At 42.0% G+C, this 25,501-nt stretch carries 26 protein-coding genes; 12 read left to right on the forward strand and 14 right to left on the reverse strand.

The features are described 5' to 3' along the window. Positions 1-365: 365 nt before the first annotated feature. Complete coding sequence (locus tag QNI08_RS17800) at positions 366-4,301, reverse strand: hypothetical protein (RefSeq protein WP_285768741.1); 3,936 nt, start codon at positions 4,299-4,301, stop codon at positions 366-368. Between the two features lie 219 nt (positions 4,302-4,520). Next, positions 4,521-5,714: an MFS transporter gene (locus QNI08_RS17805; protein ID WP_285768742.1), complete on the reverse strand. Its 1,194-nt coding sequence runs from the start codon at positions 5,712-5,714 to the stop codon at positions 4,521-4,523. 208 nt (positions 5,715-5,922) lie between these two features. Here QNI08_RS17805 and QNI08_RS17810 point away from each other — a divergent pair, with 208 nt between their 5' ends. Continuing rightward, on the forward strand, positions 5,923-6,096 hold the full coding sequence (locus tag QNI08_RS17810; RefSeq protein WP_285768743.1) for a hypothetical protein: 174 nt from the start codon (positions 5,923-5,925) through the stop codon (positions 6,094-6,096). Between the two features lie 211 nt (positions 6,097-6,307). Continuing rightward, positions 6,308-7,279 (forward strand): bile acid:sodium symporter family protein, encoded by a 972-nt coding sequence (locus QNI08_RS17815; RefSeq protein WP_285768744.1) that lies wholly within the window; start codon positions 6,308-6,310, stop codon positions 7,277-7,279. Between the two features lie 44 nt (positions 7,280-7,323). Here the strand turns inward: QNI08_RS17815 and QNI08_RS17820 are convergent, their stop codons facing one another. Genes QNI08_RS17820 through QNI08_RS17830 form a run of 3 tightly spaced genes read right to left on the reverse strand, consistent with a single transcriptional unit; the run spans position 7,324 to position 8,983 of the window. Continuing rightward, positions 7,324-8,118, reverse strand: a complete 795-nt coding sequence (locus QNI08_RS17820) for a DUF4097 family beta strand repeat-containing protein (protein WP_285768745.1) — start codon at positions 8,116-8,118, stop codon at positions 7,324-7,326. Continuing rightward, complete coding sequence (locus QNI08_RS17825) at positions 8,115-8,666, reverse strand: DUF1700 domain-containing protein (protein WP_285768746.1); 552 nt, start codon at positions 8,664-8,666, stop codon at positions 8,115-8,117. Before QNI08_RS17825 ends, QNI08_RS17820 begins: the two co-directional genes overlap by 4 nt. After that, positions 8,663-8,983 carry a PadR family transcriptional regulator gene (locus QNI08_RS17830; protein WP_285768747.1) on the reverse strand — a complete coding sequence of 107 codons (321 nt, stop codon included), beginning with the start codon at positions 8,981-8,983 and terminating at the stop codon, positions 8,663-8,665. The genes QNI08_RS17825 and QNI08_RS17830 overlap by 4 nt, the downstream gene beginning before the upstream one ends. A gap of 231 nt (positions 8,984-9,214) precedes the next feature. Between QNI08_RS17830 and QNI08_RS17835 the strand changes: the two genes are divergently transcribed. Next, positions 9,215-10,273, forward strand: a complete 1,059-nt coding sequence (locus tag QNI08_RS17835) for a DUF2157 domain-containing protein (protein ID WP_285768748.1) — start codon at positions 9,215-9,217, stop codon at positions 10,271-10,273. Beyond that, positions 10,266-10,802: a GDYXXLXY domain-containing protein gene (locus tag QNI08_RS17840; protein ID WP_285768749.1), complete on the forward strand. Its 537-nt coding sequence runs from the start codon at positions 10,266-10,268 to the stop codon at positions 10,800-10,802. Before QNI08_RS17835 ends, QNI08_RS17840 begins: the two co-directional genes overlap by 8 nt. A gap of 20 nt (positions 10,803-10,822) precedes the next feature. Here QNI08_RS17840 and QNI08_RS17845 read toward each other — a convergent pair whose 3' ends face one another. Together QNI08_RS17845 and QNI08_RS17850 are read right to left on the reverse strand one after the other, a co-directional pair. Continuing rightward, positions 10,823-11,353 (reverse strand): C40 family peptidase, encoded by a 531-nt coding sequence (locus QNI08_RS17845; protein WP_285768750.1) that lies wholly within the window; start codon positions 11,351-11,353, stop codon positions 10,823-10,825. 165 nt (positions 11,354-11,518) lie between these two features. After that, entirely contained in the window at positions 11,519-11,791 is a 273-nt protein-coding gene (locus tag QNI08_RS17850; RefSeq protein ID WP_285768751.1) for a phage holin, read from the reverse strand. A gap of 479 nt (positions 11,792-12,270) precedes the next feature. Here QNI08_RS17850 and QNI08_RS17855 point away from each other — a divergent pair, with 479 nt between their 5' ends. Then, positions 12,271-12,501, forward strand: coding sequence for a hypothetical protein (locus QNI08_RS17855; protein WP_285768752.1), 231 nt, complete (start codon positions 12,271-12,273; stop codon positions 12,499-12,501). A gap of 152 nt (positions 12,502-12,653) precedes the next feature. Here QNI08_RS17855 and QNI08_RS17860 read toward each other — a convergent pair whose 3' ends face one another. The 5 genes from QNI08_RS17860 to uraD all read right to left on the reverse strand — a co-directional run bounded on the left by QNI08_RS17860 (position 12,654) and on the right by uraD (position 16,075). Next, entirely contained in the window at positions 12,654-13,400 is a 747-nt protein-coding gene (locus tag QNI08_RS17860) for a carbonic anhydrase (protein WP_285768753.1), read from the reverse strand. A gap of 254 nt (positions 13,401-13,654) precedes the next feature. Further along, positions 13,655-14,191, reverse strand: a complete 537-nt coding sequence (gene tpx, locus QNI08_RS17865) for a thiol peroxidase (protein WP_285768754.1) — start codon at positions 14,189-14,191, stop codon at positions 13,655-13,657. A 30-nt stretch (positions 14,192-14,221) separates the two neighbouring features. Then, entirely contained in the window at positions 14,222-14,581 is a 360-nt protein-coding gene (gene uraH / locus QNI08_RS17870; protein WP_285768755.1) for a hydroxyisourate hydrolase, read from the reverse strand. Then, positions 14,581-15,564 (reverse strand): factor-independent urate hydroxylase, encoded by a 984-nt coding sequence (pucL, locus tag QNI08_RS17875; protein WP_285768756.1) that lies wholly within the window; start codon positions 15,562-15,564, stop codon positions 14,581-14,583. The genes uraH and pucL overlap by 1 nt, the downstream gene beginning before the upstream one ends. Before the next feature lie 13 nt (positions 15,565-15,577). Further along, complete coding sequence (gene uraD / locus QNI08_RS17880) at positions 15,578-16,075, reverse strand: 2-oxo-4-hydroxy-4-carboxy-5-ureidoimidazoline decarboxylase (protein ID WP_285768757.1); 498 nt, start codon at positions 16,073-16,075, stop codon at positions 15,578-15,580. Positions 16,076-16,312: 237 nt separating this feature from the next. Here uraD and QNI08_RS17885 point away from each other — a divergent pair, with 237 nt between their 5' ends. After that, positions 16,313-17,503: a PucR family transcriptional regulator gene (locus QNI08_RS17885; protein ID WP_285768758.1), complete on the forward strand. Its 1,191-nt coding sequence runs from the start codon at positions 16,313-16,315 to the stop codon at positions 17,501-17,503. Between the two features lie 82 nt (positions 17,504-17,585). On the opposite strand, the gene QNI08_RS17890 is transcribed toward QNI08_RS17885, so the two are convergent. Further along, entirely contained in the window at positions 17,586-18,776 is a 1,191-nt protein-coding gene (locus QNI08_RS17890) for a PucR family transcriptional regulator (RefSeq protein WP_285768759.1), read from the reverse strand. A 246-nt stretch (positions 18,777-19,022) separates the two neighbouring features. Between QNI08_RS17890 and QNI08_RS17895 the strand changes: the two genes are divergently transcribed. Next, the gene (locus tag QNI08_RS17895; protein WP_285768760.1) at positions 19,023-20,363 is read left to right on the forward strand and encodes a nucleobase:cation symporter-2 family protein; all 1,341 of its coding nucleotides are present in this window, start codon (positions 19,023-19,025) and stop codon (positions 20,361-20,363) included. A 174-nt stretch (positions 20,364-20,537) separates the two neighbouring features. Here the strand turns inward: QNI08_RS17895 and QNI08_RS17900 are convergent, their stop codons facing one another. Next, entirely contained in the window at positions 20,538-21,434 is an 897-nt protein-coding gene (locus QNI08_RS17900) for a TIGR01777 family oxidoreductase (protein ID WP_285768761.1), read from the reverse strand. A 201-nt stretch (positions 21,435-21,635) separates the two neighbouring features. Between QNI08_RS17900 and QNI08_RS17905 the strand changes: the two genes are divergently transcribed. From QNI08_RS17905 to QNI08_RS17925, 5 genes are all read left to right on the forward strand, one after another. Next, positions 21,636-21,836 carry a nucleic acid-binding protein gene (locus QNI08_RS17905; protein ID WP_285768762.1) on the forward strand — a complete coding sequence of 67 codons (201 nt, stop codon included), beginning with the start codon at positions 21,636-21,638 and terminating at the stop codon, positions 21,834-21,836. A 117-nt stretch (positions 21,837-21,953) separates the two neighbouring features. Further along, complete coding sequence (locus QNI08_RS17910) at positions 21,954-22,538, forward strand: YjgB family protein (protein WP_285768763.1); 585 nt, start codon at positions 21,954-21,956, stop codon at positions 22,536-22,538. A 499-nt stretch (positions 22,539-23,037) separates the two neighbouring features. Then, positions 23,038-23,862: an amino acid ABC transporter substrate-binding protein gene (locus QNI08_RS17915; protein WP_285768764.1), complete on the forward strand. Its 825-nt coding sequence runs from the start codon at positions 23,038-23,040 to the stop codon at positions 23,860-23,862. Further along, positions 23,846-24,550 (forward strand): amino acid ABC transporter permease, encoded by a 705-nt coding sequence (locus QNI08_RS17920; protein WP_285768765.1) that lies wholly within the window; start codon positions 23,846-23,848, stop codon positions 24,548-24,550. Before QNI08_RS17915 ends, QNI08_RS17920 begins: the two co-directional genes overlap by 17 nt. Positions 24,551-24,579: 29 nt before the next feature. Then, on the forward strand, positions 24,580-25,320 hold the full coding sequence (locus tag QNI08_RS17925; RefSeq protein WP_285768766.1) for an amino acid ABC transporter ATP-binding protein: 741 nt from the start codon (positions 24,580-24,582) through the stop codon (positions 25,318-25,320). Positions 25,321-25,501: the final 181 nt, after the last annotated feature.

The following is a 25,501-nucleotide window of genomic DNA, read 5'->3' on the forward strand; positions in this document are numbered from 1 at the left end:
TAGATGATGAATGAGGTATGCGCGACTTCTTTTAGGAATACGTATCAAAGGGTTGCCCGCCTCTGGATATGGCAGCACCTGCAGTTCAATGAAACGGGCAAAATATAAACCTCAACTATGGGCAATGGGATGTCTAACTTCATTTCACGGTAAGTGGAATGAAACGGAAGGTGGGAAACTCCTGCGGGAAATGCGTGTCTACGTGAGACACCGCAGGCTGAAAGCCAAGGAGGCCCACGGACCGCCCGCGGAAAGGGAGCACCTGCAATACAATGAAACGGGCATGGTACAAAACATCCAAAAATATTTGGCAAAATAAAAAGGCTTGGAATACCCAAGTCTTTTTATTTTGCCACTTTTCTTCATTAATTCCAGCGGTTGAACCAATTCTTGATTCTTTGTTTATTTTTTTCAAGCACTTCCTTCGATGTCCTGTTGTCTTTTTGCTTTTTCCATTCGAAGAAGGAGGCTATTCCGATAAGGAGGACTCCGCCAATGATCAAATACAGCCACCATGGCATCTCGCCCCACATTGAAGTGGTATTGCTATAAATATTGAATAAAATCGTGACGGTCCCCGCAACGAAATACGATTTATATTTCATCATGAAGCCAATCAGCATCGCTGCCAATGACACCGTTCCGATAATGAGCGCATCATTTAAGGTGTTGCTCGCCATCGCATCCAGAATCAAGTCTAAAAATAAGAGAAAGACAATTGCACTCTCGATATATTGTGCAGTTTTGCCTTTAACGAAAATTTTCCTCAGCAGGATGGTACTGACGATGAAGAGCGGCAAAATGGCTGCCTCTTCTTCAAGGACGGCAGGTATCGTGAATTGGTTGATGATGACCCAATACGGAAATAGGCTGGACAATATCGCTGCAGCCAAAAGAATTTTCCTTTCCATGATTCCTGTCGTCTTGCTTCTTATCATGGTGAAATAGAGCGGAATTAGAATGGCTGCAATGATTTCCAAAATGAACTGTTCCCGTTCTGCGGTCAAAACATCTACATTCATGGCAAGGAGGAACAGCAGACCATAGATTCGATAGAAGTCCAATTGAAATCCTGCTTCATCCTTATTCAGTAAGCTCTTGAAATTCTTGCGGCTTAGTAACATCATGAAGGCCGTACAAGCAAAAAGCACTGTTAGATCAACAAAAGGCTGTAAAGAATCCGCATACCGGATGAGGCACCAATATGGATACAAACCAAGAATGCCAGTCAGCCAAAAATGGAGGTTTTTTTCGTTTTTATCCTTTGTGAACCGTCCCATCAGGATGACATAGCCTGGCAGAAGTAGGGAAACAAAAATCCCCACTTCCTCAAACCCCTGCACTCTCCTATAAACTTCAAGATTCATGGCACATAGATATAACAAGCCATATATCCGATAATAATCAATCCAGCCACTCTCTCCCTCTTGTTTGGCCAAGCCTTTGAAATGGCGGATACTGGCGAGCACCTTCACTGCCGTACAAATCAGCAGGAAGATAAGAGCCATGACAAGGGGCAATGTGTGTACGTACATATTATAGAATATGAATGAGAGGCTTAGAGGAATCACAATATAATTGCGCCAATCCCCTTTCATGAGCAGATACCAGCCAAGCAAGAACTGTAAAGTCAGCATACCAACCCAGACATCCTCCCAACCAGGAGGAAAATTACGAATGGCCGTTTCCAATGTGGATATGCTCATTGTTACAAGAACGAACGGAATAAGATAATACCCGATGATTTTTTTCCAGCCTTCACTAGCTGCAGCCCATAGGATCGTTATCATCGCAACGGTTATCATCATTGATATAGAGGCGATGAACTCCATTTGCTCCACGTTCTTCAAACATAAATGAACCTGCAGGAAAAGCACGGTAAAGCCTAGATACGTATATACGTATTTTTCTAACTTGCCTTGTGAGCGCATAGCACTCAAAAGATAGATCAATAGCTGGGAAACAAAGAGCACAGGCGTGCTTTTTGTTTGGATGATGAGAAAATAACCAATCGGAATCGCAATTAAATTGACTAGATGGCTGGCGTATACGAAGTACAGTCTCCCTTTTTTTGAGTACCTCCCTACCCCCTCCCCTATCAGGAAAAAGATAAATGGAGCGAACAGTACGAATGCAACCTTCATGGACATCGCATGAAAATCGAATACATCGTAAAGTGATGCATATAAGCTGGCACTTGCAAGCACGACCGGCACCCAGAATATATGTTGCCGATGGATATGGACTGACCAGCTGTTTATTGCTACAGCCATGGCAATCACCCCGCTTACTTCCAATGGCTGCAGCGTATCAAACGGTATCCAGAGAAAGGCAAGGAAGGAAAGGAACTGGCCGCCATAGCAAAAAACAAGGAAGAATTCACGCATTCTCTTTTTGAACGAGTAGGCGCAAGCGATGCAAATAAGTGAAATGGCCATTAAGTAAAGACTGACCGGGATATTAGACCGGCCCCAAGCCCCGCTCTCCTGCAAGTACGGATAGAAAGAAACGAAAGCCAGGATAAGGGTGCTGGGAAATCCGTAAATGGCGTACTCCTTCATATGCTTGGCATCATCTTTTAGAAATGTGATGAAAAAAAGTCCAGATATCATGCCTAGGACCAGAGTGACGGCAAGCCAATCCATCTCACTGAATTTACTTATAAGTACCGCCGCCATGATCATGGAGGTGATGCGTACGATGCTCCTTTTGAACAGACTGTATCTTGGATGATGATTATATAAATAAACGCCGAGATATAGAATGACCTGAAGGGCAAAAATCAGATTTAAAATGGTAGAAAAAGAGATAGGTAAGGCAAAGAAAAGATAGACGCAAGCAAAATTGAATGCCACGACAGCAGGGTAGGTGAAGCGTGAATCCCTTGATTGAAGCGAAATATACGCTAGCTGAACGGATACGATGAGGAGCGCGATGAATAGCTGCGCATAATTTTCCTCGTATGCCATCGCGTTTATATACAAGAAAACCAGTGCACTTTCAATCAGGCTGGTGAATTGAAACGTCCTCGATAGCTTTGTCCGCTCCCCTTTAACCATATATTTCGCCAAAGCGGTAAAAACGACTGGAACAAGTGCCAAAGCAATGACCATGTACTCACTTAAAAAAGAATTATGGATAAAATGGATATATCCGTAAGTGAAGAGCGCACTGAATGCCATTTCATGATATTTCTTTTGGAATTGGACGGCAAAAATGAAAAACGTTACAGAAAAGACAATCAACGTTAACGAATATGTAAGGCTGCTTGCAAATAACGTCAAAATCACGAATGCTTCCACAATGATCTTAAACTGAATGAATTGAAAAATATATGGTTTGAATAACTTTAAATATGGTTCATCATTTAATCTTCGGACATTCAATAATAGGATTACATTAATAATGCCAACCGCCAAAAACATCCATTCAAGGGTGGGCGTCACAAAAGCTATACCGAAGTAGCAGGTAAGGCCAAAGGTAAATATGGAAATGAAAGTGAATATTTTCGACTTAAAGTAATCCGCAATCTTGACATATATCGCTAAACAGAGTAATCCGCCAAGAAACCCCAGCAATGCCGGTCCCCCGCCATGAAGTGAAAGGTACTCTCCAAAAACTTGATAATATGAAGCAGATAAAATGGTAATCGGAATGAATAGACTCGCCAGCGTCAGGAAAGCGAACGCTGTCTGTTTAATTTTCAGCTTCGAAGCAATGAAAGCCATTCCCGCAAAAATGACGGATACCATTCCAATGAAGACAACTTTCAAGAGCGCGTTTAAATCTCCCCATGACGAAGTGGCCAATATCATCCCTCCGAAAAGAAGCAATACCACCCCAGTGAGCAGGACGACCGAAATATTCCGCTCCCTGATTTGTTCGGGTGTTTTCTTCTGTTTTTCAGGCTGCACCGGTTTAACAAGCTTGTCTTCCGGCTTCATCTCTGGCGCATTCACCCGTGTCAGACTATCTTCGGGAGCGGAACCCATTTGCACTGCCTCAAGCTTCCCAATGGCTTCATGTAATTCCCAAGCCCCATCTTCCATCAGACTTTCTTGAACCTCCTCGACCGGCTCTGCTTCCAACAGCTTTTCTGGACCGACCTGCGATTGCTCACGCTCCTGCTTTAAGCGTTTTTGGTTTTGAAGGGCCAGCTGATAATGCCTATCGTATGCCCTGCCGATCCGAATATATTCCGATTTAGGAATGAGCCGCCTTTCCCATAAAGCATCAAGCTCTTCTTGGAAAATGCGCTTTCTTTTTTCCAATGTCAGTTCTTCGCTAGAAGAATCATTCATGCCAGGATTCCCCCTCCTTCATTAAGATCTTTAATCATCCTATGTATATGCTCCTTACGATAATAACAAAGTTTTTCCATTTTTTAAATATTCAGGGTGATCCCTGTTGAAACGAAAGGATTCAAAAAAGGATGACTTCACTCGAAGTCATCCAGACTATAAAACCTGTAATGTTGGAACCACCTACATTTGTCGCTTCCTTTCACCGTAATATCGCACCTAGGAATCCAGCTTATTCCCGCTTCTGATAATCAATAAATAAACGATTATTGAAATGAAGATTGAAAATGCTGCTGTAATATAGATACTCCTATAGCCGAAAAGATAGCCTATTTGCCCGAATAGGATGGCACCCATGCCCACTCCAAGGTCAAAAAACGAAAAGTACGTGGCATTTGCCATCGCCTTCCGGTTGGGTGGCGTTTTTTCAATCGACCATGCCTGCAGCGCCGGCTGAACGGAACCAAACCCCAATCCATAAAGCACTGCCGCCAAGTAAAGGACCGCTTCACCCGGCATCCATGCCAGCAGCAGCATCCCAGCCATAATGAGCACTGTCGAAGGTAAAAAAATGGCTCGATGACCCCTTCTGTCATACAAACGGCCTGAGAACAATCTTGTGACCATGAGGGCCATTGCATACACCAAAAAATACCACTGGATTCCATCAACACCTTTTTCCGCGGTATAAAGTGGAAGGAAGGTTGCTATTCCGCCAAAAGTGACGGATATGAAGAAAATGAGCAAGGACGGCTGGATGGCACTTTTTTCATAAACATCGAACCTTTTGACCACAGCTGCCGTCAATGGATCTTTTTCCACTTTTTGATAGCTAATAAGTGACGCTGTGATGATGGCAAGTAAACCGAGCAACGAACAAATCAGGAACAATTCCTGAAATGGCAAAACCGTAGCGAGGAAAAGCCCCAAGGATGGACCGAAGGCCAATGCCAAATTTCCCGATAAACCGTAATAGCCCATCGCTTCACCCCGTCGTTTTGCAGGGATTATATCGGAAGCGATCGTCCCTGATGCCGTTGAGGAAAATCCCCACCCTATCCCCTGTGCAATTCGCATCATGAATAATAAGCCTATGGTCCCCATGAAGCCGAAGGAGCCGACCGACAATGCAAAAATGGCTAAGCCCACAAGAAAAACGGCGCGACGCCCCTTCGTCTCCAATAGCCTTCCAGCGATAGGCCGAACAAGCAGGGCGGAAAAAGTGAAAATGCCAAGCACAGCCCCCACAAGGCGATCGTCCCCGCCAAGCTGCTCAACAAACAGCGGCAGTGTGGGCATCGTCATCTGAAACCCCATGAAAATGCAGAGGTTCGCCAAACAGATCATGATAAAGTTCCGTGTCCAGATCTTGTCGGCACCCCTGCCTCGTTCATCGACTAAAGTTTCCTTCATTCCTTCACCTTCTAATTAAAATTGTCATTGCCAGTTTACTAAAAATGGATGCAATTAGCCAACGATTTATTTCGTGTACCTAAATATATATAAAGAACTGCCCGATATGTCAATCGGCTTTGATTTCCCCTCCCAAACCACGACTGATTTGCCATTGCCTTAAACTATTTTATAATGAAAGAAAAAATATTTTTAAAGGAGAAGGCATATGAAGCTCCTATTGAACATGATTCTAGGTTTAGGCATAAGTGCAGGCTTATTCCTTCTCTTACTATTTGGCTTAGAGGGGGATCTAGGGCCGTTCATCATGATAGCTCTATTGATTGGAGGTATCTTGGGAATGCAGGTCACGATCTATCATATTATGAAAAAATTGAAGTAGGTTCAGCAATGGCCACCAATACCCTCCTCTAGTAACTCCGACCCTTTATGATAGAATGAAAAGCGGAAAAAAGAACGCATCTCTATTATTATCGTAATTTTTTGAACTGCAGAAGAGAATGGAAGGCCCCGGCTGCCGTCCTTAACTGGGCGCAACATGATCGCGAAGCAGCCTGCCATTTTCATACGTATAGCGACAGGAGTGAAATCAATTGCTACAGAAGGTAAATCATTTACTTGAAAAGGCCATGCCTTTCATTACGCCAACAGGACTAATTGCCGGCGTACTGCTTGCCGGTCATTTGAATACCTATGTTTTCCTTGTTCCTTGGATATTTGCATTCATCACTTTTACCGGAAGCTTGGGTTCTAATTTCAGCTCATTGAAGAGGGTCACTTCGAATCCCGTCCCGATTTTGGTGGTCCTTGGCCTCCTTCATATCGTCATGCCCATTTGGGCCTGGTTGCTTGGACACTTGGTGTTTCCCGGGGACGATTTGACCATTACTGGCTTGGTATTAGGGGTTGTGATTCCGACGGGTGTCACCAGTTTGCTTTGGGTGTCCATATACAAGGGCAGTACATTGCTCACCTTGACGATCGTTTTGATCGACACTCTCCTTTCGCCGATTCTTGTTCCGTACAGTGTCGCTTTCTTCAGCGGAGCCACCGTTGAAATGAATACCGGAGCCATCATGAAAGGCCTGATCGGCATGATTGTCCTTCCGTCGCTGCTCGGGATGCTGCTGAATCAATTGACCAGAGGAAAAATCAAACCGCTGCTCGGGCCGCGTTTAGCTCCCTTTTCTAAACTCTCACTTGGAATATGTGTGACATTAAACAGTGTAAAAGTGGCAGACTACTTAAATCATATCGACGCCAAATTGATCACGATGGCCATCCTGGTCTTTTTCATTGCCTTTTCCGGCTATCTCTTATCCTGGATGGCAGGTCGATGTCTGAAGTGGGAGAAAGAAGATATCATCGCCGTCACCTATACGGGAGGCATGCGGAATATCGCTGCAGGTGCCGCTCTTGCGGTTGCCTATTTTCCAGCTGCCGTTGCAGTACCCGTCATCCTCGGGACCCTATTTCAACAAATATTGGCTTCCGTCTATGGATCATTCTTGAACAGGCATTACCATAAGCCCAAGTCTGTTCAAGAAGACAAGCTAGCAGCATAGCTAAAAAGCCGACCATGTTAGGTTCGGCTTTTCAGCGTTCATCATTATTTCGTTACCTCGATTTTCCCATTATTCGTTTCCAGTTTCACGAGGTTTTCACCCTTGCCAATGACAGTACTTCCCTCATACTTGCCAAGAATATCAATTTTCCCATTGTCAACCGACACCTCGAATGTCGTATTAGTGGGCTCATTTTCCGTTATGATCATGATTTTTCCGTTATCGCTTTCGAAATCGATCATCCTATCCAAACCTTTTGTGATCAGCGTGATTTTCCCATTATTCGAGGATCCGACCAATTTTCCCTCAACATGATTAAGCTCCACCGCACCATTCGAAGAATCCACTTCAACAACTTTCGCGAGGATATCGTTTAATTCAATTCGGCCATTATGAGATATCACTTTTACATGTTCACTTTGCAAATCCGACACTTGCACTTTTCCATTATCGGATTTGACAGCAAAGGATTCATACGCTTTCTCAGGAACATATACCCTCAGATGCAGTGATTGAATATGAAATCCAATGCTAAAGGTATGTCGATCTTTTAATTTCACCGTTAGCTTCTTTCCTTCAACCTCTGCAGTAAAATCCAGCTTGGAGATTTCCACGCCTTTTGAAACAAGCTCCACCCTTGATTCCTCATCCTTCGTCGGGATGACCTCAACGGCAGCATTGTCAGTGTCAATGTTTATATCGGTCACGACATCCGAAATCGTCTTTTCCACTTTAGCCACTTCATGATCCGTTACTTGGGAAAACGTGAATGCACTTCCGATTCCTCCAACCAGTAACAAAACAAGAGCAATAATGGATAACTTTTTAACATTGATCATTTTTTCAAACCACCTTTCACAAGGGATGCGTTAAATTTTAAATAACGAATGAACCCCTTCGTCAGGGCGCTCGTAGCGGCAAACATCCCCATTGCAATGAAAATCCCGATTCCGCATAATGCCAATGCGAAGAACAAATCAAATAATTGAAAGCTGCCGATCGCCAGATTAACAACTACGCCCAGCGGAGAAAGTATGAATGCCAATGCCGAAGCCCAGCCTGCAATGACGACTCCAACCAGTGCAATGAAAGGGCCTAAAACGATTACCAGATTAAAAAATCCCAAGCCAATGACGGCCCAAACGGCCCTCATGATATTTCCGGCAGAAGTCGATTGTTCGACTTGACCAAGATGATAGGTTGCCAGCAGCTCCTTTGAAATCTGTTTAGGGTTCCCAAGCGATGCTGAGATTTCCTGATCTGTCTTTCCTTGCTCCATCCCTATTGCGAAATACTCTTCGTAATCCTGCAGGATATCCTGCCGCTCCTCCAATGAAAGCCTTGTTAAAGCGTCATTCAACTGTTTTATAAACTGTTCTTTATTCATCGGCTAACACCTTCCTTGATTAATTGGTTGACCCCATTGGAGAATTCGTTCCATTCCGTCAGCAACTCTTGAAGGTAATCCCGGCCTTTTTCCGTAAGCTTATAATACTTACGCGGAGGGCCTTCCGTCGATTCTTGCAAATAAGTCGTGAAATATTCTTCCTTCGTCAACCGTCTTAAAAGCGGATATACGGACCCTTCCGATATCTCGATCTGATCTGAAATCTTCTGTACGAGCTCATAGCCGTAACGGTCCTGCTTATCTAATAAGACGAGAACACACAGCTCGAGGACACCCTTCTTAAATTGTACATTCATAGCCCCATCCCTCCTCATTTAGGAATCTTTAGGTATAGTTTAATAAACAGTACTGATCATCAAACAATACATCTTATGCAAATAATTTACCACACGGTATTGTTTATTGCAAGGTACTAAAAAAAATTAGTTATATTCCTTTCATTGAGGGTAGAAGGAAAATAACAATATCTATTCGAGGGTGGGAGAGAATACATTGTATAATAGTAAAATGTGGAAGGGGGAATTATTTTGGACCATAAAGAAATAACGAAAAAGCAATTCGATTTTTTAAAAAATGAGTTCAATTACCTTGAAGAGGGAGGAATCATCTCCGAGCAAGAAAAAGAGAAGATGTTAGGTTCCTATGCCGTGAAAGGGAATATGAGCTTCGTCACCATTCTCTTGTCCATCGGGGCATTGCTGTTAGGTTTGGGCGTTTTGACCTTCGTAGCCAGCAATTGGCTCTATTTAAATAAAGTCCTGAAATTCCTGATCATCATTGCATGCCTAATCGGCGTGAACTTAGCCGGAGTGAAGGGACAGATGCGCTTTCCCAAAACAGCAAGAAGCCTACATTATGTCGGCATCTTAATTTTCGGTGCGGGAATTTTCCTGATTGAGCAAATGTTCAACATTGTCATCAATTTCAATAGTTCCTTCCTATTGTGGGCCATCGGAACGGTATTCATCTGCTATTACTTAAAGGATGTTTTCATCCTCCTTTTTACTTCGTTCCTGCTGTTCGTTTATATTAATGGAAGTATATTCCTTGATGAAACATCCTATCCGATAGCCATCATCGTGTTTTTACCGGCTTTATACATCCTATTGAAAAAATTTGATTACGCAAAGTATCCTGCCTTTGTCATTAATGCCTTAGCCATCAATACCATCGCCCTATTTCTAATGGAATTCGTGCCGAAGCTAGATTTGGAAAACTCGAACACAATCGTCCTTTCCATCCTGTTTGTACTCGGAATCCTGCTCGCCTTCATCCCGGTTACATCTGGATTGCGAAATATCATTCACATCCAAGGTCACATCCTACATGGCATCACAGCATTATTCCTTACCTTTGAGTTTTCGTTCTGGTTTCCTTTAGCTTATTTTGTTTTCCTGCTATATCTCATTCTAAAAGGCAGTTTGACCAGCATCGTGATTATATGTGCATTGATTTTTAGATATTATCTTGATTCCTTTGACTTTTTGCCTAAATCGCTTACCTTCATCATCGGTGGCATCATGCTCATCGGGTTTGGCTTTATCTTTGAAAATCAACGAAAAAAAGGAGGCCATCTCCATGAATGATTCAGCATTCCGACCATTCATCATTTTCTCCATACCGGTCCTGATTTTATTAATCTTGGCGTTTCCTCCGTTCTTGACAACAATGACCGGGGATGAAATCAAGATCAAAACGGCCCCCGTCGATCCGACAGACTTGTTTAGGGGCAGCTATGTAGCACTCCAATATGACATTGAAATGGTTCAGCCTTCCCAACTTGCCGACTCGATCAAATCCGAGTTCAAAGCAAGGAATATGGGAGATTATAAAAAGGTCTATGTACGCTTGAAACAAGACGGCAGCGGACTATATGAAGTCGATTCCGTAACGAAAAAGAAACCAAGCAAAGGAATGTACCTAAAAGGGGAATTGCAAATTCCTTATGAATTGAAAAAGGCCACAAGCATCCAGATCAAATACGGCCTGGACAATTATTTCGCATCAGAGGAAAAAGCAAAGCAAATCGAGTCGCATGCATTGACTAGTCCTTCGATGGCGGTAATAAAAGTTCGCAATGGCAATGTTGTTTTAACCGATATTATCATTGAATGAATGGAAAAAGGAGCATCGGACTAATCCGGTGCTCCCGTTTCCCTGCAGTGATCAAGCGTGACTCTTGCCTTGTTATTTAATGATGCGTTTTGCTCCGATATACTTTTCCTTCCATACTTATCTATCATTTTCACTTCCTTGACTCCTTTGGAGGTGGCCCCAATAAATGTGCCCTTTCCATAATAGATTCCCACAAAACTAACCTGCCCTTTCTTACCTGTGGCATAAAAGACTAAATCTCCTGCTTGTAAGTCTTTTTGTTGTACGGCTCTACCGGTTTTATATTGATCGCTGCTAGTTCTCGGAATCTTCAATTCTGTAGCGGCATTTTTATAGACATACTGGCTCAGACCGCTTGCATCAAACCCTTTTGGAGTCGTCCCGCCATATTTATAAGAGCTTCCTACCTGCATCTTTGCCATGGCGGCGACTTCATCACCATAATTGATAGATGCTGAAGCATTGGCGGGGCTTAATACAAATGCGACCAACAAGGCCATGAATAATACGCTGGCTGCAAGCCATTTTGAAACTGGTAACCTATAACTCATTCTTTTTCCTCCCCAACTGAAAATGAACCACGATTTTAAATGTATGTTGCCTTTTTCGTTTCATGCCAAAATCATCGTCATCCAAACAAACAAAAACCAGATCATACCGTCGTGTAGCCTGAACGGTCTTATCTGGTTTTCTTCTAAAGTTTCATTGGACTTCCGCTATTTTGGTTCATCATAACTTCGAGCATTCTCGCTGTCACTTAGACCTTTAGTGGTATGATCGATCACACCGCCGACCCCAAAGAATGTAATGGCTATAAAGTTGATGATGCCCAGAGCCCCGCTCAAAGCATCTTCACTAATGGTAAAACCGATTGGGTGAATGAAATTGTTTATGAACGCCGCAACCATCTGTGCCAATAACAAAAGCCCAGGAAGGAGTACCGTGAATATAAACGTCGGATTCTTAAGGCGCACTTTCCAGTTGATCATTGCCATGCCCCCCATCTATCATATTAAGCCCGTTTCATTAAGATACGGACTTGCTATATGATATGCGGCTTGTCCTTTTTCCGTTCGGGAAATGCATGAAATAATCTATCGTTCCAGCATCCATAAACTATACCGTTTAAACTCGCAAGCAGGCTTGGAGAATGCTAGAGCCAAGGAGATCCAAATTGGCGATGGTTATAGAAATATTCTTCTATTGTCATTCAGGCGGTCCGTTCTCGCCGCGTTCTCCCGCAGACACGCCTTTCCAGCCACTCACTTATTTTAGAGGTTCATTTATCAGCTGACTTCCCCACTTTAATAAGTGGGGAACGATATCTTCAAGGTCCATATTCCCCTAACCATTAATCTTGATACATTTTTTATGAAGATAAGCTTGCGCTCTTTAAGGTTTAATAAAAACTGTAAATGAAAGGAACCTCCGTCTAACTCATCCGTATTTAGTAGAGGAGGTGGATCACATGAAAAAATATCTATTCTTTATGGTTAGTTTCCTATTGCTTTTCACGGTATTACAAGTAATATCCGGCCTTCTTCTAACTGCCGCCTATGCTCCTGACTTTTCAGGATCAACACCTACCGACGGATTTTCGGTGATGATTTCACAAACGCAAGTGCCTGTCATGATATTTTCTGCACTCTCAGCTGTAATGGCCTATTTCATTTCGAATAGAGTGATGAAAAGCAAATGACTTTCAGGAAGAAGAACGCTCAATCAAGGATTGAGCGTTCTTCTTCCTTGCTTATCGCTAGCATTCCGATCCAGGAAGCTCATCCGTACATCCAAACCGTTCTGCCGCGAAACTTCCATTCCCGCTGGAAACGGGTTTTGTTTGAACTTTATTTATTCTTCGTATTTTAATATTAGACGTTTGTTTAATGGTTGAATATCACGATTATTATTCTTGTAATAGCTTTGGAACGTTTCTATTTGTGCTTTTGAAACTTCTACTGGTTTTTTCATGACATACCATTCCACATTTTCTGAAAGGGGGGGAGTAGTCAATGAACCAAGGTAGTGGTAATAACTCTTATTGGCAGGAAGCATGGTTGCAATATTTATATCACCAACAGAGGTATTTTTAGCACCTTTTTTAATGCTTTCAATCACTTTTTTGAATCCTTGGTTTTCTGCGCCTTCTTTGAAGAACACACCAATAACAGCTAGACGACCGTCTTGTGCTTTATTCACAAAATGAACTTCAATAGGGTAATGCTTGCCATCAAGTTTATGTTCACTAGGTGCATGAATATGGAATTGTGATAAATCAAAGTGACGACCATTGATTTTTGCTGTTCCAGTAACGTCTAGTTGGATAGTGTGGCCATTGTCCTCTGCAACAAGTACAGCATTATCATAGGTAAGTTCAATTGCTCCGCTGTCTTTCATTTCCTGTGTCTTAGTAGTCTCAATGTTGATCGGTGATTGGGTATCGCCTGATTCCAACTCCCAATTATTTTGGTTTTTGTAATTCAATTCGTGTGCTGCGGTAGTCATTTCTTCTTTTTTGACAGTTGAAGTTATGTGATTACATCCTGTGATAAGTATGTAGGATGTCAGTAAACTTACCCCTAAACATTTCACTTTCATGTTAAGCCTCCTTTCTTTGCAAATAAGTAAAGATCTATTCTTTGAAAAACCCCGAATCTAAAAACGCATCCTATTCACCATATAATAGAAGGAATCGATTTTTTGCGGTATTGTTTACCCTGGCATGATTCACAATAAAGTCGTGTATTTGTCGCTTTTGTCCGCTACTTAAATCACTGCAAAATTGCGTTAGTTTAGGTGAGTATGAAAAAACCGTCCAATTCACATAAATTGGACAGCCGTGTGGGGAATATTTATAATACTGTACCAGCTTTACTTATCAATTCCTTCACTACCTGCAATGCGGATTCATAATCTGGGTGATCCGTGACTTCCGGTACATATTCCACATACTTAATGGTTCCTTCTTGATTTACGATAAATACTGCCCTGCATTCCAGTCGTTGTTCCTTCATATACGTTCCATATGCAGTACCAAAAGACAAATCAAAGTGATCGGATAGACTCGTTATAGCCTCTACCTTACTTTCTTTACACCATCTTGCTTGAGCAAAGGGAAGGTCTGCGCTGATAGCCAACACCGCTACATCATCTCCCATTTTGCTTGCTTCTTCATTAAAGAGCTTTGTCTGTAAATCACATACACCCGTATCAAGCGAAGGAACAGTCGTGATGATGCATATCTTATTATAGTCTTTTAAGTGTGCTTTACGGCGGTCATTTGTTAAAAGTCCAAAGTCAGGGGCTTCATCCCCCACTTTTAGTTCAGGACCAATTAAGGTCACTGGGTTACCTCCTAAAGTCACTGCGCCTGTACGCTCAAGTGCCAAATTGTCCCCTCCAACTCTCTTGCTAAATTACTAGCTTCCTCGGTACGTGCTATATCCGCCTGGAGCGATAAGCAGAGGAACATGATAATGTTCTTCATTGCTTCCTATACCAAAACGAAGTGGGACCTTATTTAAAAATGGCCTTACATAAGGATCACTCGCTCGATCATTGAAATATTCCCCAACATAAAAGACAAGCTCATACTCACCCAGTTTCAGATCATCCCCTTGAAGCAGCGGATCATCCACTCTCCCATCTTTGTTTGTACAGACCTCTTTAATGAAAGAATGTTCTCCCTGTTCTGCTATGGCCCAAAGTTCAATCTTCATCCCTTTTGCCGGCAGGCCTTTAGACAGGTCTAATACATGTGTGGTCAGCTTACTGCCCATTATCGGGAAATCCCTATAGTTGCATCAGCTTCGTTTTTTTGTTTAACATCTTCTTGTGTAACGACAAAACCTTGGAAGCCAAATGGGGGACGAGGTTCCTGATAAACACTTCCTTCTGAATTTGGAATCGTTTCAACAACTGTTTCCCAGGTACGATTATTGGTTTTAAATTGAACATTGGCCAGCTGAGGGAAACGTTCCAAAATCCTGATACCAATATGATAAATGAGCTGTTGGATCGAACGGTTATTCAGTTCATGGAATACTGTGTTGGCAATGTCACAAATTTGTTCTGCTGCGACATATTTCTCTGGATTCGCTCCAGTGGCATCCTCCCAGCGGCTATATTCCCAATCAAAATCCAAATAAATAAATAGTGGACGATCTTGAGTTTCCGGCAGTGTAGTGTATTCATCTTGTATAAATCCATAAAAAGAGCTTCCTTTAACCTTGATTAGATGAACATCGACTATTCCACTTGAATGCTTAACGATTTTGCTTCCGGCAGGTGTCCTTTTCACTTCAATCGTAGTGGTAGCCCTCTCATTCCTGGAACATCGGAAAACAACATCACTATTTACATGACCTTCACCATTTGGAACGAGTACATGATCGAAAGGAACTTCATTTGCAGTCAGTTCTACTGCATCTATGTGGCTATACTTATCAAGGAACACTTCACAAATGAACTTCAAAAATCCTTCCGCCGTATTTCCTTGATACTTGGCCGCCTGGCGATGAATGATGTTTTTCATGGAATCCGTTGCAATCACCAAGCTGTTATCTCCTTCCGTAAAAGAAGATAAAAATGCTCCCCCTTTCAGGGAAATCTGGCAATTGAATCCCAAAATAGTATTATCTCTTTCTGTGAAACTCGATTCCGGTATTTTCCTCAAACCTGTAAGGGGCTGCACAAAAGTCCTATATACAAATACATCCCCTTTACCGTAATACATTGTTCTGTTTTCGTTTTGAACTGTCATATTAGTCCTCCTCCTATTTAATGAAATCAGATAACCTGTGGTTGGCAATTAAGTGGATTTGCTTGATCGCTTCGTTACGTTCAATTGAATGATCCAAGCCAATCCTTCTTTTCATTTCTGCCTTTATCACCGTTTTATCACTGCCGCGGACAGCAAATATAAACGGAAATCCAAATTTTTCTTTATATTGATTATTTAATGCATGAAATTCTTCATATTCATCCGGAGAAAGCGAATTCAAACCGGCCGCGGATTGTTCTTGAACGGATGCTTCAGCCATATCAATCCGTGCTGCCAAATCCGGGTGAGACTTGATTAATTGGAGCTGTTCCGATAATGAGGCATTCTGTACAACTATTTCCATTTTGTGTTTTAGGTCATCTAAGGAATGGAATGGCTTGTAATCCCATGAACGCTCTGCTATCCATGGGGAATGTTCGTATACCCAACCTACCTTTTGGATGAATTCCACCTTGTCCAACTCATTCATACTATTAAGATCAGATATCAATACGGGTCCTCCCTTCCACTTATTATTTTTATAATTCAAAACATTCTTAACTTACTAGAATTATATACGTGTGCATATTTATAGGTCACTAGCCGAAAAAGCTAATATTTCTCGAACCACTTTGTGCTCACCGCACTCACCCTTTAAAGAACAGGCTATCCTTATAGCCGGCTTCAGTTGCCAACATTCAATAAATTGGTTAAATTAGAGAAAAAAGCACTACGAAGGGGACCTATTATGCATTTAACGATGAATGATGCATTAAAATTACCACAGATCAAACACTGCCAAGTGGCAGCTGGCATTCTGGGACTCAATCGAGAAATAGAATCCATCAATAGCTTTGATGCTCCTGATGTGCTTTCCTGGTTGAAGCCGAATGAGTTAATCCTAACAACCGGATACTTATTTCAAGAAAATCCGCAGCAATTAGACCAATTCGTAACCGAATTAGCAAAAATGAATTGTTCAGGATTGTTCATCAAACTCGAGGATATTCCGCAAACTACCATTAGCATTGCCAATATGGCCAATTTGCCCATTCTCAAAATCCCCACTGAGTTTTCACTATCAGATATCATGTCTCCGCTGCTTCGTGAAATTGTATCGAAACAGAATGAAAAAAAAGAGTTAAGTTATCGTATTGAAGATATTTGCGAAGTTGGTGCCGAAAATTCATGCTACGGGATTTTTGAAAAGATGGAGGAGAACTCCAGCTTCCATCAAATCACTGGGGGATTTATAAGTACGGTTTTACCTTTAACACTGCAAAGGAATCAAATGAATGATTCCATTACTCATAAACATCTTATCCAGACAATTGAAGGGTTAACCGAACAATATAAAATTGATAAGCTCATAAGGAATACTAAGGGCAATCTAGCTATCATTTACCTGGATACCCTCTCCCTTGGCAACAGCCACTTTTATTCACAAGTCACCCAGATAAGCCAACAAATTATCTCCACTTTATCTAATCACCTGCCATCGGACCTTACGCTGGGCGTCGGTAACTATCATAAAGGGATAAATAACCTAGCCAATAGCTTACAGGAGGCTTTACAATCTATTGATTTGGGAAGACGATTGAACCCTGGAAAGGAAATGTACAGCTACAAAGAATTAATACCCTTTAAAATTTTGCAGTATGCCCCCCAAAATGTGCTCATGGATATTTTCACAGATAATTTAGCACCGCTGAAGGAGCATGACAAGGAAACACAGTCGGATTTGATCAAAACTTTGGAGGCATATTTGCAATGTAATCTTCGACCTGCTGAAACGTCCAGAAAAATGGGGGTACATCGAAACACGATCCATTTTCGAATAAAAAGCATAAAAAACATATTAGGTTTGGACTTAAGCAATGATGATTTATTTACTTTAAAACTCGCCCTATATGCCAAACGTTTACTGGATAACCAGTAATACCAAACGAAAAACTGCCAGAGATAATTCCCTGGCAGTTTCGTTCTTCAGTACTTGATTCGTTGGTTCCTGCTTCGTTTACCTAGTCACCCAATAACTTCGAAGCTTTTATACTGAACTGCAATTTAAACGCAATATCCCCTGATTTTAAATCAACTCCTAATAAGTCCTCTATTCTAGACAAACGGAACTTTACTGTATTTCGATGAACAAACAAAGCCCGAGCGGCATCTTCTATTCTCCCTCTTGAAAATAGATAGGTTTCTAACGTTTTCAACAATTCCCCCTCATTTTCCCTATCATATACAATAATGGGCTGGATCATGGATAGCACATATCGATTCATTGCATCCTTTGGGATCTGATTAATTAGATCTTCAACTTCAATGCTTGCGTATTCATTGATATTGGTGGGGTTAACCCTTGAACCAAGTAAAATAGCCTTTTTGGCTTCCATAAGCGCTTCTTTCATATTGTATATTTCATTCTTCACCTTGCTTAACCCCATGGATAGCGAAGCTCCAGGATGATCTTCAGCTATTAGACCTTCTAAAAGGACGGCAATGCTTTGAGTTTGCAGAAGCAAATGTTCCTCAGTCACCTTCCCTATTCCTTGCAGGATAACCAATTGGCCATCGAGGTTGAAGTCGATATTCCAATACATAACTTCCTTTTTGCCCGTCCGGTTTAATTTCTCCAACATTCTGTCAATTGAAAAGCATCCATCTCCTTCTTCTTTCGTTCGATTTATCAGGAGCAGAATATATGGCCTATCGGGATCAAAGCCAACTTCCTGTAATTGGGGGATAAAATTCGGACTCCCGTTTTCCCCATTCAAAAGTGAATGAAAAACTTCAAAACTTCCTTTTCCATCGTTTTTCGCTTTCTCCTTGCTAACAAGTTCATATGTAAAGCTGAATAATAAGTCGGATAAAGGCGTTTCATAAGGAATCTCAAGTAATGGAAAATTACACTTGTTCGCTTCTTCCACCATTCCAGGAGGAATCGTAGATAGAAACCGCTTAATTTTGATAGCTAATCCAGCACTTCCTCTTTTGGACAATTCCCTAACAAGATTGATCTGAGCATTCGGGTCATCCTTAAACACATAACCAGTTGTCAGAAGCAGTTCCCCTCGTTTAATTCGTGATATATCCGGATGATCCATTATACTTATTGAATTAATTACCCGGGTTAATCCTTGACTCCCGCCAATAACTTCCACTTGGTTCAGGGCAGGTAGCTTCAAAGCTTTTTCGAGTGTCAGATACATATTCCACCCCCTATTCTTCTTAATTATATACAGAACGTGCTTGAAAGAATATTCATATTTTTCCAAAAAATAGTCTTGATTTAGCATTATGGCGGTGATAATATAAAAACAGATTAATTTTGTAAATGCTGTTTCGTAATAAACAACACTAGTTTAACAGAAAGGAAGCGTTTACGAAAATTTAAGGAGGCGATTTCATTAAGTCTATGTATTTGGAAAGCTCTTACTAATTAAAAGGGGGCAAACATGGAAAAATTGAGCAAAGTCAACACCCTGTTGTTAGGTTTACAGCATGTTTGTGTAATGTATGGAGGAGCCGTAGCTGTTCCACTAATTGTCGGTCCTGCAATCGGTTTGACACAAGAACAGATTATATACCTGATCTCGTTTGATTTACTCGCCTGTGGGATCGTCACCCTGCTTCAAGTTATTGGTGGCAAAGGATTTGGTATAAGATTGCCGGCTTTAATGGCTGTTTCCTTTATCGTGGTTGAGCCAGTAATTGCTATAGGATCGGTCCATAGTATAACAGGGGTTTTAGGCGCAGTTATGGTATCTGGAATAATTGTTGCTATTTTATCAGGAGTAATTGGTAAATTAATACCCTTTTTCCCGCCTATTGTTGCAGGGTCCGTCATATTAATTATTGGCGTATCGTTAATGCCGGTTGCCATGAAAAATGCAGCGGGCGGCGTCGGTTCCCCCACCTTTGGAGACCCTATGAATCTAATGCTGGCTTGTTTTACACTACTGAGTTTCCTGCTATTGAATACACTTACCAAAGGTTTCTTGAAAGCGGTTTCAGTTTTATTCGCCATGATTCTTGGCACTATATTGGCTGGTTTTTTGGGTATGGTCGATGCCTCTGCCTTTGTAGATGCAAGCTGGTTTACAATGGTGACCCCTTTCTATTTTGGGCTGCCTACCTTCGACTTTTCATCGATTATCACCATGACAATCATATCTTTAATCATTGCTGTTGAAAGCATAGGCGTCTTTTTGACACTCGGGGAAGTATGCGGGAAGGAAATAACTGAAAAAGATGTGGAAAAGGGGCTCCGTGCGGAAGGAATCGGGAGCTTCATAAGTGGGATCTTTAACTCATTTAACCATTCAACCTTCTCGCAAAATGTGGGCTTGGTCCTGCTGACAAAGGTAACTCAGCGCTCGGTAGTAGTCACGGCAGGTTGCATTCTAATCGTTCTGGCTTTTGTACCTAAGGTTGCGGGTCTGACCACGATGATCCCTTTACCCGTACTTGGCGGGGCCATGATACCGATGTTTGGAATGCTTCTATCTGCAGCTTTGGGCATGGTAGCCAAAGCCGATTTAAGCAAACCTTCCAATCAATTGACGATTGCACTGGGGGTTGGAGTCGGTCTAGCAGTCAAGGGGGTACCAGAAGCATTCGATAAATTCCCGGAAACAGTCCAATTAATATGTGGTAATGGAGTGGTTATGGGGACGATCACGCTAGTTGTGATAAATGCCCTTCTGAATGGAAAATCAAATCCATCCATCACACACCATCATTCCATACCCGATATTCAACCAAGTATGGGCCAGAATATTAATATCCACCCTTAGAAAGTAGCGGACAAGGCAATTCTCAAAGGGTGGATAGTTGGCTAGGTTCTCCAACACCTTTAATTATAACCTTATTCAGACAATTTTCAAATAAATTATAAAAGCATCTTGCAACCGCCTATTTAATAGGTAAGCAAGGTGCTTTTTTTTACTTAACACTCACGTTCCATTCGCTTATCCCATTGAACTTTTCAGGATCTGTCCCAACGCTTCATCCAGATGATTGAATGTAAATGGGTACCCTTCTTTTATCAATCTTTCAGGCATGACCCAGCGGCTTTTCAAGATCAATTCCGTTTCGGTCCCCATAAAGAAGGCACCCATAGCAAGCATGGGGGCGGGGGACGGCAATCCCACCTTTTTATTCATGGCCCTTCTTAGCTGTGCCATCAGCTCGCGATTAGTGACCGGGTTAGGCGCGGAACAATTGAACACGCCTTCCAGCCCTTCATTCTTTCTTAGAAAAAGGACAATGTTAAATAAATCTTCGATATGAATCCAACTGAATTTTTGGTTACCGGATCCTTGATGGCCGCCCAAACCGAATTTGACCAGATTCCTATAAGGAGTCATCACGCCGCCATCGCCCAAAACAATGGCGATTCGCAAGGCAATTTGTCTCGTTTTCGGTAATTGGAAACCAAAGAATGAACGCTCCCAAGCCTTGGCTACATCGACGGAAAATCCTGAACCAATTTCTCCTTTCCCTTCTGTCATAGGCTGATCCTCAGCATGTCTGTATATCGTCGCCGTGCTGGAGTTAATCCACAATGAAGGCGGATTTTCGCATTGTTCAACTGCGAGTCCGAGCACCTCGGTCGTGTCCGTCCGGGATTCCAAAATTTCCTTCCTGCTCTTCTCATTGTAACGGCAATTGACCGTCTTCCCGGCAAGGTTAATCAGCATGTCTGAATGATCAATGGCTTCCTTTATTCCTTGTTTGTCCTCCCAGCCTATATGGGGTGTTTGCCTGGAAATGATCATGACCTCATATCCTAGATTCCTAAAATGTTGTTCAAAGTATCGACCGACAAATCCAGTCCCGCCAGCTAAAACCACTTTCTTCAACATATAACCAACCCGCTTTCTTCTAGGAGTTAATCATTCAATTTATTGTGAATTACTTCACAATAATTATATCACCTCATTACAATAATTGGTAGCAAAACACCTATTTCATGAACAGTTGGATATTCATGTTAAAGTTAAGCTTGGATATGAAGTTTTGTCTGCTTAACCCGAAAGGCAGTGAATCTTGAATGGAGGTATATAATGAAAAGACGTTGTAATCAATGCCATGGCGATATGATAGAGGATTGCCTAGTGAATGTTCAAGGCGGAATGTATGGACTCACAATCATTAAAAAGATGGGGCTTTTAAAAAGTGTCTCAGCAAAACCCAAAGCATCTGTTTGTCCTAATTGCGGGTATGTAGCATTGTATATTGAAGATGCCAGTGAATTTAATAAGTAATCCTGCGTTTTTTTGTGTACGGATAAATATTGGCAGCGGCAGAAGAAACCATCGAATGCCGAAAAATGTTTCATGTCTAGGAATCGGTGGAAAAGGATGATATAGGAGGGATTAGAAATGTTATCTAAAAAACCAGCAACCAGAATTATTAGTGCAGCTATTCTGACCGGTTCCCTTTTAGGTGCAGGGGCATCCTTTTCTACTGAACCGGTTCAAGCGGCATCCGTGACGGAGGACTCCTCCAGCTCGGCAAAGACGGACGCAATCACCACCTTACATGAAATTTACAATAAGGCTTTTTCAGGCGAAATGCCCTATGCTGCAGCAGGCTTGAAAATTAATGAACATACCCAAAAAGATGTCTACAATAAATTCGGGTCGCCTCCAGAGCCAGGAAATGCCGATGAATCTTTTGACTTTTACCATGCAGAAATGGGGCACCCGGGATTCGCCTTTGCCTATAGCAAAGAAAAAACCATTTCCCAAATCCGATACTTCGGAACTAATGTAGAACGAGATCATAATCTAGGAAGCATCACCCCTAAAGTATTGGGCGAACAACTCGGCAGTGCCGATCAAATTCGCCATATTTCAAGCACGGATGAAATCAACTACATTTACAAGACCGGTAAGTATGAACTGCAATTCATCGTTGGTGAAGATCAAACTGTCAATCATGTTAATTTACTGGAAGCTAAATGAACATTTAAGGTGCATAGAAAAAAGGCTGCCTGATTACGGCAGCCTTTTTTTAAGGTAGACCGCAAAATCGGCGGATTATCTAAGAATCGGGAGATTTATCTGCGAATTCGATGCTTTTATCTGCGAATTGGGAGATTTATCAGTGAATTCGATGCTTATATCCGCGAATTCGGCGAAATATCGATTTTTCGACAAAAACAAGGTTCCGGTATGCAAATCCGTCATAACGTAAAAAAATCCCAGAAAAGCTTTGGAGTAATACAATCCCTTAGCGCACTGCGTTACATAAAATGAGGCATTTTTCTGCCTATATAATGGAAACTAAACGGACTTTTCACTCCTTGCAACTAATTCGTTTCAATGGGTGAAAATCCGTATAATTCATCAAGAATCATTTACACTAATGATATAAGTTATTTTCATTGACTTTTTTCCTTTTGTTGTATAGTATCACAGAGTATCAATTAATCCCTATCAGATTACTAGGAGGTCTATCCAAATGAAAAAAATGGTTGCACTTTTATCACTATTGTTAGCTTTCACGGTTGTACTTAGTGCTTGTGGTTCAAATACAAAAAACGAGGCAAACAATAACGACAATAAATCTTCATCACAGGAAGATCTATACGATAAAGTCAAAAAAGATGGCGTTTTAACAGTCGGAACTGAAGGTACATATCCTCCTTTCACTTTCCACGATGATTCAGACAAATTAACGGGCTTTGACGTTGAAATATCCAAGGAAGTGGCAAAACGCCTTGGCGTGAAAGCTGAATTCAAGGAAACACAATGGGACGGCATGTTTGCAGGTTTGGATGCGAAGCGCTTTGATATGATCGCAAACCAAGTGGGCATCAATGAAGACCGTCAAAAGAAATATGATTTCTCGGATGCCTATATTCAATCGGGTGCCGTACTGCTTGTGCACAAGGATAATACTGATATTAAATCATTCCATGACTTAAAAGGTAAAACTTCCGCACAATCCTTAACGAGCAATTACAATGATCTAGCCGAATCCCACGGAGCTAAAGTTACCGGCATCGAAGGGTTTTCTCAGAGTGTTCAGCTTATTGCTTCCAAGCGTGTAGATGCGACGATCAATGACAAATTGTCGTTCCTTGATTATAAAAAACAGCATCCGGATGCGCCAATCAAAGTGGCTGACGAAGAAAAAAATGGAGCAGCAAGCGGTTTAATGTTCAGAAAAGACAGCGGCAAATTAGTGGATGAAGTAAACAAAGCATTAAAAGCGATGAAAGACGACGGCACATACGCCAAGATCTCAGATAAGTGGTTCGGTGAAGATGTTTCTCCTAAGTAATATTTTCAACGACCCCGAGCGTATGAACCAGCTTGTTTCGATCGCTCAAACCTCCCTCTATCCGATGATAGAGGGAGCTATTAAAACTACGATTCCACTAACATTGATTACATTCGTTCTAGGTCTTATTCTCGCAGTACTTACAGCGTTGGCCAGATTATCTTCCATTAAATTTTTCCAAATAATTGCACGAGTATATGTGTCAATCATCCGAGGGACACCGTTACTTGTGCAATTGTTCATTATCTTTTATGGGCTGCCCAACCTCGGTGTAACCATCAGCCCTTTCATCTCGGCCATCATCGGATTCTCACTAAGCGTAGGAGCGTACGCTTCGGAAATTATCCGGGCATCGATCTTATCGATACCGAAAGGGCAATGGGAGGCCGGCTATTCAATCGGGATGACATATACCCAAGCATTGAAGCGAATCATTTTGCCGCAAGCAGCTCGTGTCTCCATTCCCCCGCTTTCGAATACATTCATCAGCCTTTTGAAGGATACATCGCTTGCATCACTTATCCTGGTTACCGAATTATTCCGCAAAGCGCAGGAAATCGCCGCAAAAAATTATGAATTTCTATTACTCTACATAGAAGCAGCTGCTCTATATTGGATCTTCTGTACGATCTTATCCTTCGTTCAAGGATATATCGAGGACAGGCTTAATCGCTATGTAGCAAAATAAGAACCACAGCAGTTAAAGGAGATTTTCACATGATCAACATTAAAAATCTTCATAAATCATTTGGTGACCTCGAGGTATTAAGGGGCATCGATTTGGAAGTGGAGCAAGGGAAAGTCATCGTATTGATCGGACCTTCCGGTTCAGGTAAAACAACCTTTCTTCGGTGTTTGAATCTCCTTGAGGTGCCGACGGATGGGACGATCGAGATCGATAGAACGGTGATGGACTTCAAAAAACCGGTCAAAAAAAAATCAATTACTTCTTTCCGCAGTTTGACTGGAATGGTTTTTCAAACATATAACCTCTTCCCTCACAAAACGGCTCTGGAAAATGTAATGGAAGGTCCCATCATCGTGAAGAATATAGCGAAGCATCAAGCGAAGGAAACGGCGACTGCCCTGCTGTCAAAGGTCGGTCTAGGAGAAAAAATCGACTTTTACCCATTCCAATTATCCGGCGGACAGCAGCAGCGTGTCGGCATCGCTCGAGCACTTGCCATGGAGCCGAAGGTCATGTTATTTGATGAACCCACATCGGCTTTAGACCCTGAACTAGTTGGAGACGTGCTGCAAGTGATGAAAAACTTGGCAAAAGAAGAAGGTATGACAATGATCGTTGTCACTCACGAAATGCGTTTCGCTCGTGAGGTAGCCGACGAAGTCATCTTCATGGATGAAGGAAAAATTATGGAACGAGGAACACCCGGCCAAATTTTCACCAATCCGAAAGAAGCGCGCACACGCAAATTTCTCAACCTGATTCAAGGATGACCCGGTGCATATCTCCCCCATTTGTATGAATGGGGTTTTTTTGTGCATCAGCGATTATAAGGAGGCTTGGACTGGGCCGAGCGCTGATTGGGACCGGCAATCCCATGTAAAGAGTCCTGATTGGTCTGCCTGCCCACCAAACCTCCCACCGCCTTTAATAGCCCCTCAATATTAAACAACT

Source organism: Peribacillus folii, from assembly GCF_030271255.1.
In the GTDB taxonomy this organism is placed as follows: Bacteria; Bacillota; Bacilli; order Bacillales; family DSM-1321; genus Peribacillus.

Bases quoted from the DNA above. Each gene is read 5' to 3' on its own strand.
- QNI08_RS17800 (WP_285768741.1), bottom strand. From the start codon at position 4,301: ATGAATGATTCTTCTAGCGAAGAACTGACATTGGAAAAAAGAAAGCGC.
- QNI08_RS17805 (WP_285768742.1), bottom strand. From the start codon at position 5,714: ATGAAGGAAACTTTAGTCGATGAACGAGGCAGGGGTGCCGACAAGATC.
- QNI08_RS17810 (WP_285768743.1), top strand. From the start codon at position 5,923: ATGAAGCTCCTATTGAACATGATTCTAGGTTTAGGCATAAGTGCAGGC.
- QNI08_RS17820 (WP_285768745.1), bottom strand. From the start codon at position 8,118: ATGATCAATGTTAAAAAGTTATCCATTATTGCTCTTGTTTTGTTACTG.
- QNI08_RS17825 (WP_285768746.1), bottom strand. From the start codon at position 8,666: ATGAATAAAGAACAGTTTATAAAACAGTTGAATGACGCTTTAACAAGG.
- QNI08_RS17830 (WP_285768747.1), bottom strand. From the start codon at position 8,983: ATGAATGTACAATTTAAGAAGGGTGTCCTCGAGCTGTGTGTTCTCGTC.
- QNI08_RS17840 (WP_285768749.1), top strand. From the start codon at position 10,266: ATGAATGATTCAGCATTCCGACCATTCATCATTTTCTCCATACCGGTC.
- QNI08_RS17845 (WP_285768750.1), bottom strand. From the start codon at position 11,353: ATGAGTTATAGGTTACCAGTTTCAAAATGGCTTGCAGCCAGCGTATTA.
- QNI08_RS17850 (WP_285768751.1), bottom strand. From the start codon at position 11,791: ATGATCAACTGGAAAGTGCGCCTTAAGAATCCGACGTTTATATTCACG.
- QNI08_RS17855 (WP_285768752.1), top strand. From the start codon at position 12,271: ATGAAAAAATATCTATTCTTTATGGTTAGTTTCCTATTGCTTTTCACG.
- QNI08_RS17860 (WP_285768753.1), bottom strand. From the start codon at position 13,400: ATGAAAGTGAAATGTTTAGGGGTAAGTTTACTGACATCCTACATACTT.
- uraH (WP_285768755.1), bottom strand. From the start codon at position 14,581: ATGGGCAGTAAGCTGACCACACATGTATTAGACCTGTCTAAAGGCCTG.
- pucL (WP_285768756.1), bottom strand. From the start codon at position 15,564: ATGACAGTTCAAAACGAAAACAGAACAATGTATTACGGTAAAGGGGAT.
- QNI08_RS17885 (WP_285768758.1), top strand. From the start codon at position 16,313: ATGCATTTAACGATGAATGATGCATTAAAATTACCACAGATCAAACAC.
- QNI08_RS17890 (WP_285768759.1), bottom strand. From the start codon at position 18,776: ATGTATCTGACACTCGAAAAAGCTTTGAAGCTACCTGCCCTGAACCAA.
- QNI08_RS17895 (WP_285768760.1), top strand. From the start codon at position 19,023: ATGGAAAAATTGAGCAAAGTCAACACCCTGTTGTTAGGTTTACAGCAT.
- QNI08_RS17900 (WP_285768761.1), bottom strand. From the start codon at position 21,434: ATGTTGAAGAAAGTGGTTTTAGCTGGCGGGACTGGATTTGTCGGTCGA.
- QNI08_RS17905 (WP_285768762.1), top strand. From the start codon at position 21,636: ATGAAAAGACGTTGTAATCAATGCCATGGCGATATGATAGAGGATTGC.
- QNI08_RS17910 (WP_285768763.1), top strand. From the start codon at position 21,954: ATGTTATCTAAAAAACCAGCAACCAGAATTATTAGTGCAGCTATTCTG.
- QNI08_RS17915 (WP_285768764.1), top strand. From the start codon at position 23,038: ATGAAAAAAATGGTTGCACTTTTATCACTATTGTTAGCTTTCACGGTT.
- QNI08_RS17920 (WP_285768765.1), top strand. From the start codon at position 23,846: ATGTTTCTCCTAAGTAATATTTTCAACGACCCCGAGCGTATGAACCAG.
- QNI08_RS17925 (WP_285768766.1), top strand. From the start codon at position 24,580: ATGATCAACATTAAAAATCTTCATAAATCATTTGGTGACCTCGAGGTA.